Below are 13,772 nucleotides of genomic sequence, written 5' to 3'. Positions count from 1 at the left end.
TTGCATTTAACTAAGATTCGCTATGAAAGTTTCCCTGCCTGCTTTTGATCAAGCCCGAGTGCTCGTCGTCGGTGATGTGATGCTCGATCGTTATTGGACCGGCCCTACTGGCCGCATCTCACCGGAAGCGCCGGTGCCTGTGGTCAAGGTGGAGCAGATCGAAGATCGCCCCGGTGGTGCCGCCAACGTGGCCCTGAACATTGCCGCCTTGGGTGGCCAGGCTCAATTGGTGGGGCTGGTGGGGAAGGATGAAGCCGCCGATGCCCTGAGAAAAGGGGTCGAAGGCCTGGGTGTCCGTGAATCTCTGGTGGAGGTGGCTCAGTGGCCCACCATCACTAAGCTGCGGGTGCTGTCCCGCAACCAGCAACTGATTCGGCTGGACTTCGAAGAGTCCTTTGCTCCCATCAATCCGGCTCTGATCGCCGAGCGCACCGAGTCGTTGCTGCCTGGCGTCGGTGCCCTGGTGCTGTCCGATTACGCCAAGGGCGCCCTGACCGACGTCGGTGAACTGGTGCGACTCGGTCGCCAGGCCGGAGTTCCGGTACTGGTGGATCCTAAAGGCAGCGATTTTGAGAAGTACCGCGGCGCGACCCTGTTGACCCCCAATATGAGCGAATTTGAGCAGGTGGTGGGACCGGTCGCCGATGAAGCGGATCTGGTGGCCAAGGGCCAGGCACTGATTCAGCAACTGGAACTGGATGGCTTGCTGGTGACCCGCTCGGAAAAAGGGATGACCCTGTTGGAGCCGGGAAAACCGGAATTGCATCTGCCTGCCGCCGCCCGTGAAGTGTACGACGTCACCGGTGCCGGCGATACGGTGATCTCGGCGCTGGCGACCGCGCTGGCGGCCGGCTCGCCGCTGGATCAGGCCTGCGCCCTGGCCAATGCGGCGGCCTCGGTGGTGGTCGGTAAGCTGGGCACCTCGACGGTTTCGGCGCTGGAACTGGGGCAGGCGGTGGCCCATAACCATCAGGAGGGCGGTTACGGGGTGATGTCGGAAGCCCAGCTCAAGTATGCGGTCGACAGTGCCAAGGCTCGCGGCGAAACCGTGGTCATGACCAACGGGTGTTTCGACATTCTCCATGCCGGTCACGTCAGTTACCTGCAACAGGCGCGGGAGTTGGGGGATCGCCTGATCGTGGCGGTCAATACCGATGCCTCGGTGCGCAAGCTGAAAGGGGACGGCCGTCCGGTCAACAGCGTCGATCGTCGCATGGCGGTCCTGGCTGGACTGGGTGCGGTGGATTGGGTGGTACCGTTCGCTGAAGACACCCCGCAGCGGTTGATCGGTGAGGTGTTGCCGTCGGTACTGGTCAAAGGCGGTGACTATCGGGTCGAGGAGATTGCCGGCGGTCAGGAGGTGATGGCCAACGGTGGCGAGGTTAAAATTCTGGGCTTTGAGGATGGCTGCTCCACCACGGCCATTATCAACTCAATTCAGTCCCGGGCCGATTGATGCTTGTTACCCTGCTGTTGGCGGCAGGGTTGACCATGCCGTCGGCGCCGGTGTGCGATCGCGCCGAACTGCCGGCCTGTGTGGCGTCATTGCCGCCGTCACTGCGGCGATCGTTTCCGTCCCTCTGGGGGCAGTCTGCCGAGCAACAGGCCGCCCATTTGAGCCGGCAACTGGACGGTCAGGGTGCGGTAACCCTGCTGCTCGAACAGCAGGCACTGATCGTGACCGATCGTCGTCGCATTGCCCAACCACACATCGTGTTGCTGGACGGCAGGGTCATCGAATGGCCCAGTGTTCATAGCCCGTCTCTGGCCCTGGCTCATGAACAGGGGCACCTGCTGCCCCGTTCTCTGGGACAGGCGTTTCGAGCCCCCCATTGGCCCAGCCCCTGGGCCGACGAAGTGGTGGCCGATCTGCATCTGCTTTGGCAGAGCGCCCGCCGCGGCGAGCTTGACATGGCCTGGCGCCTGTATCACCTGCGCAACATCAATCTGATTCAATCGGCACCGGACTGGAGCCACTGGAGTGTGCCGGTGCTGTATCCTTGGTTGTCGCAGCCACGGCGATTGCAGCGTGCCGCCGAGGCATCGTTCGAGTCGATGCTGCTCGAGAGTCGCTTTACCCTGTCAGACCTGAATCATTACCGCATGCTGGGCCAGCGTCAATTTGGCGGCTCGCCCCACAGCAGCGGCTTTCCCTATGTGCCACCGCCGCTGGTGCAACGTTGGTGGCGAATGCTGGAGCCGACCCTGTCGCTGTTGCTGGCGGCAGACTACCCAAGCTATCGTCAGCGGGTGGAGTCGATGATGGTGAAATCCGCTAATTCACGGTGATTTTCGTCACTGCCCTGCTGACCCCAAATTTAAAATCTCAAACCAATCAATCATTTAACTTTTTGGTGTGAAAGTTGCTACATTGTGGTTACTGCCGGGCTTGACCTCCCGGCAGCGACGGGAAACCCCCCGCCTTGACGACAACGACCGCCCATCGCCGCTGGATCTTGGTTCGGCGGCGATGGGCATTGACGAGAACAACACAACCAAAGGGAGCGGATATGTTTAGCTCGGGAACCATTATTGCAGTCGTCGCCATCGTGATGGGATGCCTGGTGGCGATGATTGAATCAAAACACAAGAGCCAGAGCCGGGCCAGCCGGGGCCAGCTGGAGAAGCTGCAGCAGGAGTTGCAACAGGCGCGCAAGCAGACCCTGGCGCTGCAGGAGCGGGTCGAAGTGCTGGAGAAGATCGTCACCGATTCCGGCTTTGATCTCAAGCAGGAGATATCCCGGCTGGGATAGGGAGGGGCTATGGAATCCATGATTCTGATCCTGGTATTTGCCGGGTTGATCCTGTGGGGCCTCGGCTCGCTGGTATTGAACGACAGCAACAAGTCCAAGCTGAAGCAGCATTACGACAAGTACACTTCCGTTATCAACAAGGTGCTGGGGAGCGGCGATTTGGCCGCTGAGATGGATGCGTCAGGGGAGGCGGAATCCGAGCCGATGGCGCAGCGCCTGCAGCAACTCGAGCAGCAGTTGGCGGCGCTGAAGGCGCAGTCGGAAAACGACCGCCGGCGCATTGAAACCCTGGAGGCGTTGGTGACCGACAGCGGCCATCAGGTTGACCAGGCGATTCGGCACCTCTGAGTCTTCCGTTACCGCCCGGCTCAATAACCACAAACGGCTTGATGCTTGAGGTGGCGGCATCACTAAAGTGATATGGATGCGCTGGACTTCGTCCCCTGGGCTTGCCCAACCGCGGCTTGGGTGTCGAGGGGATTACCAGAACAGTCGGGCCCGAATGCCGGCGATCCAGATCTGGTCCTGGCCGGGGTTGAGGGCGGGATCGACGATAAGCTGCAGATCCGGTGTCAGCTCGAGGTGTTGGCCCAGTTTCATGTAGTAGAAGGCTTCGGCGGTGTACTGGTCGCTGCCGGCGTCGGCCCAGTTGACGGCAAAGCCGAAGTGGTTTTTGGGCGCCAGCATGCCGTAGTAGACCACGCCCAGGCTCAGTGACTCCTTGATACCCAGCAGGCTGCCATCCTGGGCATTACCGTAGCGGACAAAGGGCAGCCAGTTGCCCTTCATCACCGAGGCTGAGAGGTTGAAACCCTGGTCGCTGGCCTGATTGAGAAAGTCGCTGTTGTCCGACTGCCACAGGGTCAGGTGGATGTTGTTGAGGAAGATCTGCTGCTGTGAAGAGGTCCAGCCGAGTTCTAAGCTCTTAAAGTAACGGTTGTCGCTGAAGAAGTTGTCGACGCTTTCCAGGGGACGGGTGGGATCCGCCTCCATGTCGCTGATGCCGGCGATGACAAACAGGCTGTCGGTGAGCATGTGACCCATGGCCACGCCAAAGGTGGCGTCGCTGGGAAGGGCGATGGTGTTGGTGCCAGTGCTGAAGGCGAAGTTCATAAAGCCGGTCCACGGACTGGCGGCAGCGTAGACATCGACATAGTCGGTGACATCCATAAAGCCGGCGATCAAAGTACCCTCGCCGTCGGACAGGGTCTGTTTCCAGTAGAGGTTGGTGAGTCTGCCCTTCTCGTCACTGAAGGGGGGCGTAACCAACCCCAGGCCGCCGGCGCCAAACTCAAAATTCTTCACCGAGGTGTCGCTGTAGCTGTGCCGGTGTTCCAGCTTCCACACCAGGGAGCCGCCCCCGTTCTGCGGCTGTCCCTGAGGGCGCCAGGAACCGTAGAACCTTACCATGCCGCTGACCGCCTCCTTGTCGGAGCCCGGCAGCACGGTGTCGGCGTACAGACCCACCGCCGAGTAGTCGAGGCCTAACTCAATCCCTTTGGCAGACCACTGTTCCCGAAGGGGCGTCTGCTGATCGCTTTTATCGGCGCTGATCTGGTTGTCGACGGCGTCGGGACCGCCAAAATTGGTATCGCTGGCGGCCGCACCAGTGACAACCAGTGGCAACAGCAGGCCCACAAGCGCCGCATGGGGATGATAACCGTTGTGCATCGCAAACCCTCTTGAAGGTGGTCGGTCAGGTGCTTGGAATCAAAGGGAGTTCTTGTGGATCTTGCCATCTTTCATGATCACCTTGAACTTGTCGGTGTAGTCATTAAGGATGGCGATCTGCTCGAGTGGATTGCCGTCGACAAGGATCAGATCGGCGTACGCCCCCGGTTCGATCACCCCCAGCTTGCCGTACTTGTAGGGATTCATGCCGCCGGACCAGCTCAGTACCTCCGCCGCGCTGGAAGTGCCCATCTTCATGATCTGAAAGGGTGAGAAGCCCACTTTGGACATCCACACCATGTTGTCGGCCTGGCGTAGGTTGTAGGCTGGGCCGAACATGTCGCCGCCGGTGACGATCAGCAGGTCGTGTTTGCGAGCCCATTGGAACATCTGGGTGGCCCCCTTGTTTACCGAGGCGGCCTTGGCTTTCTGGTCCGGGCTGAAGAAGGTGATCGATTCCGGTTCGGCGAAGGCTTCCAGAGACATCACCGCTTGTGCTGATAATGCCACTCCCTCTTTCTTCATTCGCTTAATGGTTTTCTCCGAGACCAGGAAGTTGTGCTCGATAACCTTGACCCCAGCGTCGATGGCCCGGTTGACCGAGCGATCGTGGTAGGCGTGAGCCATCACATAGGTACCGTAGTCTTCGGCGACCTCGACGATGGCTCTCATCTCCTCTTCGGAGAACTGGGTGGTGTGGATGGGATCGAACTCACTGGCGACGCCGCCGCCGGCCATGATCTTGATCTGAGTGGCTCCGGCGCGCAGGTTCTGTCGCGCGGCCCGGCGGGCCTCGGTACCACCATCGACGATGTAGCCGAAGCTGTGACGCTCAAGATCGTCCACCCGCCCAGGCACGTCGTTGAAGCTACCGGTGTCGGCGTGGCCGCCAGTCTGGCTGAGAAAGCCTCCGGATGGATAGAGCCGGGGACCTTCTAACAGGCCATTGTTGATCGCCTTGGCCAGGCCGAGAATGTTACAGCCGGCGTCCCGGGCGGTGGTAAAGCCCTGGTCCAGGTACTGCAGCATCGATTGATGAGCCCTGGCGCCCATCGCCATCTGGTCATAGGCATCCCGTCCCGCCAGCATTCCCTCCTGAATGCAGAAGTGGGCGTGCATGTCGATAAGCCCCGGGATCAGGGTCATTCCCTTGCCGTCGATGAGGGTGGCGTTGGTGTGCGCGCCGGTGTCGCGGCCTACCTTGGCGATGAGGTTGCCCTCGACCAGAACATCGACATTTTCAATCAGTGAGTCTTTTTTGCCGTCAAACACGTTGACGTTCTTGATTAAAATCTGGTTTTGCTCGTTGCCGTTTGCGACGCCGCTCAGGCTGGTCACAACTGCCACTGCGGCAACGAATAGGCGCACTACATTCTTCATCAGCTACTCCTGCTGTCGAACTTCATGGGGGGCTGTTGCCTCCCTACGGGGGTGAAAGGCCTGCCATTCCCCTCGGGCCATCCGGGCCAGAAAAGGGTGACAGGGCTCAGGCAATGCTATCCGGGCTTGGTTTGGTAACCGGTAACCTGCTCTCCTTTGGGACGGGGCTGGAGAGGAGTCGCATCCGCCATGAGCGGGGTTCGGTAAACTAGTCTAGTCGAGAAATCTGGCTTTGCCATGGATGAGAAGTGCGGTTCAGACGGTAATTGCCCCTGTTTTTTCTACGGTTTTCCGGTGCATGTTTGCCGAAGGGGCGGGGAGTTTGGTGGTTATTGACCAAGGTCAACGCCACCGGCGTCAAACCAGTGGGGGCTGCTGGCGGGGCTGTCCTGGCTCTGAATGATGACCATGAAAAAAACGGAGCCTAATGGCTCCGTTTTGGGTTGTTTGCTGCGCTAGCAAATCGTTAGTCGGCTTCGTTGAGGCTACCGGTGAGGTCGATGATCGCCTTCTTACCATCGCCAAACAGCATCAGGGTGTTGTCTTTGGCGAACAGCGGATTCGGCAGGCCGGCAAAACCCGGGCTCAGGGAGCGTTTTACCACCACCACGGTGCGGGCCTTGTCGACATTCAGAATTGGCATGCCGTAAATCGGGCTGCCTTTGTCTTCCCGGGCCATGGGGTTGGTGACGTCGTTGGCGCCGATCACGATGGCCACGTCGGTCTGTTCAAACTGAGGGTTGATGGCGTCCATCTCCACCAGTTGGTCGTAGGGCACTTCCGCTTCGGCCAGCAACACGTTCATGTGACCCGGCATCCGTCCGGCCACCGGGTGAATGGCGTATTTCACTTCGGTACCCCGGCCTTCCAGTACGTCAGCCAGTTCCCGCACCGCGTGTTGGGCTTGGGCCATGGCCAGACCAAAACCGGGGACAATCACCACTCGCTCGGCGGTTTCCAGCATCATCGCCACCTCTTCCGGGGAGGAGGACTTAACCTTGCCTTGATACACCTCGTCGGCGTCGATGATCTCGCCGGCTTCGGCCATCACCCCAAACAGGACGTTGGTCAGGCTGCGGTTCATCGCCTTACACATGATCTGGGTCAGAATCAGGCCGGAGGCCCCCACCAGGGCACCGGACACAATCAGTACGGTGTTGTTGGAGATAAAGCCAGCGGTGGCCGCGGCGATGCCGGAGTAGGAGTTCAGCAGGGCGATGACCACCGGCATGTCGGCGCCGCCGATGGGCAGTACCAGCAGAATGCCCAGCAGCAGGGCTGCGGCCACCAGGGCATACACCAGCATTGGGCTCGGATCCATCACCAGGGCGATCACCAGGCCGACGGAAACCAACAGCAACAGGCCGTTGACCAGGGTGTTGCCGGGTACGGCAATGGACTTACCGGAGATGATCTCCTGCAATTTACCAAAGGCGATAAAGGAGCCGGACAGGGTTACGGCACCGATCAGTATGGTGGCGCCGACCGACACCTGGGCCACCAGGCCGGTGGCTGCCGCCGGATCCATGAAGTTGGCCAGGGCCACAAACAGCGAGGCACCGCCACCGAAGCCGTTCAGGGCGGCCACCATTTGTGGCATGGAGGTCATCTGTACCCGCTTGGCCATGATGGCGCCCAGGGCGCCACCGGTGACCACACCGGCGATGATCCACTCATAGCTGAGGATCTGCTGGTCAAACAGGGTTACCACCACGGCAATGAACATACCGAGTGACGAGAGACGGTTACCGCGTACGGCGGTTCTGGGTTTGGTCAGGTTCTTGATGCCGAGCACGAAGAACACCGCGGCCACCAGGTAGGCCAGGTAGATTATGGCTGTATTCATCGTGTCTTACTTCCTTTTGAACATGGCCAGCATGCGGTTGGTTACCATGTAACCGCCGATGACGTTGATGGTGGCCAGGGTCACGGCGATGAAGCCGAGCACATTAACCAGCATGCCGGAGCCGGAGCCTGCGGACAACAGGGCCCCCACCAGGGTGATGCCGGAGATGGCATTGGAGCCGGACATCAGCGGCGTGTGCAGCGTGGGCGGTACCTTGGTGATCAGTTCGACGCCAAGGAAAATGGCGATAACAAACAGGGTTAATAACAACAGCAGGGTTTCCATTTACGCCTCCTCCTTGTCGATGGCGGGCAGGTTGAGCAGTTCACGAATGCGGCCATTGACCACCTGGCCCTGGTAGGCTGTGACGGTGTCGTGGACAATTTCGTCTTCGAAATCGAAGTACAGATCGCCGTCGTCGGTGATCAGGTGACGAATCAGGTTTTCCAGGTTGGTGCCGAACATCTGGCTGCCGTGGTTGGCGGTGCTGGCGACGATGTTATCGGGACCGGAGATGATGACACCGTTGACGGTGATCACCTTGCCCAGTTCGGTCAGTTCACAGTTACCACCACCTTCGGCGGCCAGGTCGACGATCACCGCCCCGGGTTTCATCTGCGCCACCATCTCTTTGGTGATCAGCGTCGGTGCCTTACGGCCGGGAATGGCGGCGGTGGTGATGACGATGTCTTGCTGTGCCAGCACGTTGGCCATGGCCTGTTGTTGCTTGGCAATGAACTCGGCGGATTGCTCCTTGGCGTAACCACCACTGGATTCGGTATCGGCGTCTTCAATGTCCAACTCCACCGGACGGGCACCAACGGAGAGGATCTGCTCTCGGGCCGCCGGACGGATGTCGTAGGCCTCGACCACACCACCGAGACGTTTGGCGGTGGCACAGGCCTGCAGACCGGCTACACCGGCGCCCATAATAAAGGTGCGGGCCGGTTTCAGGGTGCCGGCGGCGGTCATCATCATCGGCATCAGTCGCGGCGTCAGTTCGGCCGCCTGAATCACCGCCTTGTATCCGGCGATGGTGGCGTTGGAGGACAGCACGTCCATGCTTTGGGCTCGAGTGATACGTGGAATCAGCTCCAGGGCCAGGGTGTTGATCCCTTTGTCGGCGGCTTTTTGGGCACTGTCCGGGTGGCCGAGAGGATCCATCATGCCTATCAGGGTCTGGCCTGACTGCAACTGGTTGAGCAGCAGCTCCAGTTGTTCGCCTTTGGCATGCAGGGTCAAAATCAATTCGGCGCCGTCCAGGGTGTGCTGGCGGTCAGAGCCGATGGTCGCTCCACTGTCGAGATAGTCTTGATCGGTAAAGCCGGCTTCGAATCCGGCCTGGGTTTCAATCGTTACCTGGGCGCCCGCCTTAACGAGCTTGGTGACGTTGGCGGGTAACAGAGCGACGCGGGTTTCGCCGGCGAGTTGCTCCTTGATCACTGCGATCTTCACAACGCTATCCTCTAGCAGATGGGTTTATCGATTACTAATTGTTGGCTTTTAAGCGCAAACCACTGAGTATTTTGAACTAATTAATATGCGATGCTAAGTCAAAAAACCCAATCGCCACAATCGTCTTATTGAATGGAAGTCGTCTGGTTATCACGCTGTCGAGGTGACAGCTCGCTGGCATTCTGTGCTGAGGCGGGGGTGATGCCGCCCTGACAGAATGTGATTCAGGCTTCCATTCCATTAGTCACATTTTTAGCAACTATTTTACTCTATCTACATTTAATGCATTTTTTGTGAAATGTGAACAGTTTTTCGCCGCTATCGTCATATTCTTATATGGAATAAAAAGAATTTTTTTATTCTTTTTTATATATTCCACTGAGCCTACTCTGTGTCAATCCCATAATCAGAAGAGCGCAGAGCATGCAGTTACAGCAGTTACAACAGGGGGCCGGCGGCCTGAGCCAGGAGCAATTAACACAGTTGCAGCAGCTGGCTTCTGGCCTGTCACCGGTGCAGTTGGCCTGGGTCAGCGGCTACCTGGCGGCCTTTGCCAATCAGGGGGCCGCGGGGCAGTCGCCTGCCGAAGACCAGCCACCGTCGTCGTCTCTAACCATCCTTTACGGCAGCCAGACCGGTAACAGTCGCTCACTGGCCTCGGCCTTGGCGCAGCAGGCCCAGTCTCAGGGGCGAGTGGTGAAGTTGGTGTCGATGGCGGATTACAAGCCCCGGCAACTGAAGGAGGAGCAGCAACTGCTGGTGCTGGTCAGTACTCATGGCGAAGGCGATCCACCGGACGATGCCATGGCGCTGCACAAGTTTCTGCACTCTGCTCGAGCCCCTAAGTTGCCGCAGTTGAGCTACAGCGTACTGGCGTTGGGGGATTCCAGCTACGACAACTTCTGCCAGACCGGGCTGGAGTTCGATCAGCGCCTGCATCAACTGGGTGCTCGGCGGCTGCTGGAGCGGGCCGATTGTGATGTGGATTTTGAAGACACTGCGGCCCAGTGGCAGGCACAGGTGCTGGAGCGGTTGGCGACCGTGTCGCCGGCGACCGGCGCCGCCGTGGCTTCTGCCCCGCCGGCCCAAGCCAGTGGCTATAGCCGCAGTACTCCGTTTGAGTCGTCCCTGCTGCTCAGTCAGAAGATCACCGGCCGAGGTTCGGTCAAAGACACCCGTCATGTGGAGTTGAGCCTGGAGGGATCCGGCCTGAGCTACCAACCCGGTGATGCGCTGGGCGTATGGATGAGCAATGACCCCGAGCTGGTGGAAGCCTTACTGCGGCTACTGGCCCTGGAAGGCGAGCAGCAGGTTGAGGTGAAAGATCAGACGCTGTCGCTGCGCCAGGCGCTGACGGATCACTACGAGTTGACGCTACTGCATCCGGCCCTGGTCGGTGCCTGGGCCGAGTTCAGTGGCAGCGAGGCGCTGGCGGCGATCGTCGCCGATCGTGACCAACTGAAAACCTTCATTGGGCAGCATCAACTGATTGACCTGGCGCAGCGTTATCCAGCCAGCGTCGACGCCGAGGCCCTGTTGGCAACCCTGCGAAAACTGACGCCACGGTTGTATTCCATCGCTTCCAGCCAGGCGGAAGTCGATGAGGAGGTTCACCTGACGGTGGCGCTGGTGGAGGAGGAGCGCGATGGCCATGTTCGCCAGGGCACGGTGTCTGGTGCCTTTGCTCATCGCCTGCAGGAAGGCGATGGGGTGCGGGTGTATGTGGAGGCCAATGACAACTTCCGCCTGCCCAGTGATGACACCACGCCGGTGATCATGATTGGCCCCGGTACCGGGGTCGCCCCATTCCGGGCCTTCTTGCAGGAGCGTGACGCCCGTGGTGCTCAGGGGCAGAACTGGCTGTTTTTCGGCAACCCCACCTTTACCGAAGATTTCCTGTACCAACTGGAGTGGCAGGGTTACGTCAAGAGTGGCTTGTTGACCCACATCAGCCTGGCCTTCTCCCGCGATCAGCAGCAGAAGATCTACGTTCAGGACCGGATTCGGGAGCAGGGCGCAGAGCTGTACCAGTGGCTGCAGCGCGGTGCCCACCTGTACCTGTGCGGCGATGCCAACCGCATGGCGGCGGACGTGGAGCAGGCACTGATTGACGTGGTGGCCCAACACGGGGGGCTCAGTGTCGAAGCCGCCCAGGATTATTTGAGCGAATTGCGCAGCAGCAAACGCTATCAGAAGGATGTGTACTGATGACCGACATTAGCAAACTGCAGGTCAGCGGCAAGCTGGCGGATAACGAGCGCATTAAGGGCGACAGCGATCTGCTGCGAGGCACCATCGCCGAGGATCTGACCGATACCCTGACCGGTGGCTTTACGTCAGACAATTTTCAGTTGATTCGCTTCCATGGCATGTATCAGCAGGACGATCGTGACATTCGTCAGGAGCGCACCGAGCAGAAGCTGGAACCGCTGCACACGGTGATGCTCAGGGCGCGGATGCCCGGCGGGGTGATCACCCCGAAACAGTGGCTGGCCATCGATGAGTTTGCCGAGAGTCACACCGGCGCCGGCAGCATTCGTTTGACCACCCGCCAGACTTTCCAGTTTCACGGGGTGCTCAAGCGTGACATTAAATTGATGCACCAGACCCTGGATAAGATCGGCATTGACTCCATCGCCACCGCCGGCGACGTCAACCGCAATGTGCTCTGCACCTCCAACCCGGAGCAGTCGGAACTGCACAGCCAGGCTTACGAGTGGGCCAAGACCATCTCCGAGCACCTGTTGCCCAGGACGCGCGCCTACGCCGAGATCTGGCTCGATGGGGAGAAGGTGGAGACCACGGAGCGGGATGAGCCGATTCTGGGCAAGACCTACCTGCCCAGAAAGTTCAAAACCACCGTGGTGGTGCCGCCACAGAATGACGTGGATCTGCACGCCAACGACATGAACTTTGTCGCCATTGCCGATAACGGCCAGTTGGTGGGCTTCAACCTGTTGGTGGGGGGCGGCTTGGCCATGACCCACGGCGATGAGGCCACCTACCCCAGAAAAGCCGATGAATTTGGTTATTTGCCGCTGGACAAGACCCTGGCCATCGCCGAAGCGGTGGTGACCACTCAGCGGGACCTGGGTAACCGGGTTAACCGCAAGAATGCCAAGACCAAATACACCCTGGATCGGGTCGGTTTGGAGGTGTTCAAGGCCGAAGTGGAGCGACGCGCCGGCTTCCAGTTTGAGCCCACTCGACCTTATGAACTGACCGGCCGTGGCGATGCCTTTGGCTGGACGGCTGGTATTGACGGCAAGCATAACCTGACCCTGTTTATTGAAAACGGTCGATTGCTGGATTACCCGGGTAAGCCGCTCAAATCTGGCATGGCGCGCATTGCCCGTCAGCACAAGGGCGAATTCCGCATGACCGCCAACCAGAATCTGGTGGTGGCTGGGGTGGCCAGCGAAGACAAGGCAGCCATTGAACAACTGGCACGCGAGCATGGCTTATTTGATGAGGGCGTCAGCAATCAGCGTAAAAGCTCCATGGCCTGTGTGTCTCTGCCGACCTGCCCGTTGGCCATGGCCGAAGCCGAGCGTTTCCTGCCGGATTTTGTCACTCGCATCGAAGGGGTACTGGCAGGCCATGGCATCGCCGATGACGCCATTATCTTTCGAGTAACCGGCTGCCCCAATGGTTGTGGTCGGGCGATGCTGGCCGAAGTGGGGTTGGTGGGCAAAGGGCCCGGTAAATACAACCTGCACCTGGGGGGCAACCTGGCGGGCACCCGAGTGCCAAAACTGTACAAAGAAAACCTGGATGAAGACGCCATCCTGGCGGAGCTGGACAACCTCAGTGGCCGCTGGGCTCGTGAGCGCCTCGACGGAGAGGGGTTTGGTGACTTTGTGATTCGCATCGGGATTGTGCCCGAGGTGATTGTGTCGAGGACGGACTTCTATGCCTAGTCAAAGTTTGAATGCCCTGTTGCAGCGCTTGCCCAGTGAGGCGCAGCGTCATCAGCTCGAACAGGTCAATACTGAGCTGGCGTCGATGACGCCCGAGCAGCGGGTGGCCTGGGCGCTGCAGGAGCTGCCTGGGCAGCATGCGCTCTCTTCCAGCTTTGGTATCCAGGGGGCGGTGATGCTGCATCTGGTGACCTCGGTTAAGCCGGACACGCCGGTGATTCTCACCGACACCGGTTACCTGTTTCCTGAAACCTACCGCTTTATTGATGAGCTGACTGAACGACTGAAGCTGAATCTCAAGGTGTATCGCAGTCACTTGACGCCAGCCTGGCAGGAGGCTCGTTTTGGTCAGCTGTGGGAGCAAGGGCAGGAGGGGCTGGATACCTACAACCGCCTCAATAAAGTTGAGCCGATGCAACAGGCCTTGGAACAGTTGCAGGTGGGCACCTGGTTTGCCGGCCTGCGCCGCCAGCAGGCGCAATCCCGGGCCGAGCTGCCGTTTCTGGCCATTCGCTCCGGACGCTACAAGTTGCTGCCGATCCTGGAGTGGACCAATAAGGATGTGCACCAGTACCTGGAGCAGCATCAGTTGCCGTACCACCCGTTATGGCATCAGGGCTACGCGTCAGTGGGCGATGTCCACACCAGCCGGCCGATGGAGCTGGGCATGAGCGAAGAGGACAGCCGCTTTGCCGGTTTTCGTCGTGAATGCGGGCTTCATTATGATATTTAGTTAAAATAAATACT

12 protein-coding genes are annotated in these 13,772 nt (G+C 59.5%); 7 read left to right on the top strand and 5 right to left on the bottom strand.

The window, feature by feature from the left end; translation table 11 throughout:
* The first annotated feature begins 22 nt into the window (after nt 1-22).
* The 4 genes from hldE to J8Z22_RS18795 all read left to right on the top strand — a co-directional run bounded on the left by hldE (nt 23) and on the right by J8Z22_RS18795 (nt 3,101).
* The gene (hldE, locus tag J8Z22_RS18810) at nt 23-1,456 is read left to right on the top strand and encodes a bifunctional D-glycero-beta-D-manno-heptose-7-phosphate kinase/D-glycero-beta-D-manno-heptose 1-phosphate adenylyltransferase HldE (protein ID WP_252007552.1); all 1,434 of its coding nucleotides are present in this window, start codon (nt 23-25) and stop codon (nt 1,454-1,456) included.
* A complete protein-coding gene (locus J8Z22_RS18805; protein WP_028114445.1) occupies nt 1,456-2,289 on the top strand; it encodes a hypothetical protein in 834 nt (277 codons plus the stop codon). The genes hldE and J8Z22_RS18805 overlap by 1 nt, the downstream gene beginning before the upstream one ends.
* Before the next feature lie 221 nt (nt 2,290-2,510).
* Nucleotides 2,511-2,753 (top strand): hypothetical protein, encoded by a 243-nt coding sequence (locus tag J8Z22_RS18800; protein WP_028114446.1) that lies wholly within the window; start codon nt 2,511-2,513, stop codon nt 2,751-2,753.
* Between the two features lie 9 nt (nt 2,754-2,762).
* The gene (locus J8Z22_RS18795; protein ID WP_028114447.1) at nt 2,763-3,101 is read left to right on the top strand and encodes a hypothetical protein; all 339 of its coding nucleotides are present in this window, start codon (nt 2,763-2,765) and stop codon (nt 3,099-3,101) included.
* Between the two features lie 132 nt (nt 3,102-3,233).
* On the opposite strand, the gene J8Z22_RS18790 is transcribed toward J8Z22_RS18795, so the two are convergent.
* The 5 genes from J8Z22_RS18790 to J8Z22_RS18770 form a co-directional block, all read right to left on the bottom strand.
* Entirely contained in the window at nt 3,234-4,424 is a 1,191-nt protein-coding gene (locus tag J8Z22_RS18790; RefSeq protein WP_252007549.1) for a carbohydrate porin, read from the bottom strand.
* Nucleotides 4,425-4,463: 39 nt separating this feature from the next.
* Nucleotides 4,464-5,804: an amidohydrolase family protein gene (locus J8Z22_RS18785; protein ID WP_252007546.1), complete on the bottom strand. Its 1,341-nt coding sequence runs from the start codon at nt 5,802-5,804 to the stop codon at nt 4,464-4,466.
* 466 nt (nt 5,805-6,270) lie between these two features.
* A complete protein-coding gene (locus J8Z22_RS18780; RefSeq protein WP_028114450.1) occupies nt 6,271-7,650 on the bottom strand; it encodes an NAD(P)(+) transhydrogenase (Re/Si-specific) subunit beta in 1,380 nt (459 codons plus the stop codon).
* Nucleotides 7,651-7,656: 6 nt separating this feature from the next.
* Nucleotides 7,657-7,935 (bottom strand): NAD(P) transhydrogenase subunit alpha, encoded by a 279-nt coding sequence (locus J8Z22_RS18775; RefSeq protein WP_028114451.1) that lies wholly within the window; start codon nt 7,933-7,935, stop codon nt 7,657-7,659.
* Entirely contained in the window at nt 7,936-9,105 is a 1,170-nt protein-coding gene (locus J8Z22_RS18770) for an NAD(P) transhydrogenase subunit alpha (RefSeq protein ID WP_028114452.1), read from the bottom strand.
* A 423-nt stretch (nt 9,106-9,528) separates the two neighbouring features.
* On the opposite strand from J8Z22_RS18770, the gene J8Z22_RS18765 reads away from it, so the two are divergent.
* From J8Z22_RS18765 to J8Z22_RS18755, 3 genes are read left to right on the top strand one after another with little or no spacing between them, the layout of a single operon-like run.
* Nucleotides 9,529-11,313, top strand: coding sequence for an assimilatory sulfite reductase (NADPH) flavoprotein subunit (locus J8Z22_RS18765; RefSeq protein ID WP_252007542.1), 1,785 nt, complete (start codon nt 9,529-9,531; stop codon nt 11,311-11,313).
* The gene (cysI, locus tag J8Z22_RS18760; RefSeq protein ID WP_252007540.1) at nt 11,313-13,025 is read left to right on the top strand and encodes an assimilatory sulfite reductase (NADPH) hemoprotein subunit; all 1,713 of its coding nucleotides are present in this window, start codon (nt 11,313-11,315) and stop codon (nt 13,023-13,025) included. The genes J8Z22_RS18765 and cysI overlap by 1 nt, the downstream gene beginning before the upstream one ends.
* Nucleotides 13,018-13,758: a phosphoadenylyl-sulfate reductase gene (locus J8Z22_RS18755; protein ID WP_028114455.1), complete on the top strand. Its 741-nt coding sequence runs from the start codon at nt 13,018-13,020 to the stop codon at nt 13,756-13,758. Before cysI ends, J8Z22_RS18755 begins: the two co-directional genes overlap by 8 nt.
* Nucleotides 13,759-13,772: the final 14 nt, after the last annotated feature.

It is taken from the genome of Ferrimonas sp. SCSIO 43195 (assembly GCF_023716685.1).
Classification (GTDB): domain Bacteria; phylum Pseudomonadota; class Gammaproteobacteria; order Enterobacterales; family Shewanellaceae; genus Ferrimonas; species Ferrimonas kyonanensis.
Note: the sequence above shows the minus strand (reverse complement) of the source record. Positions and strands in the feature narration are given on the sequence as shown.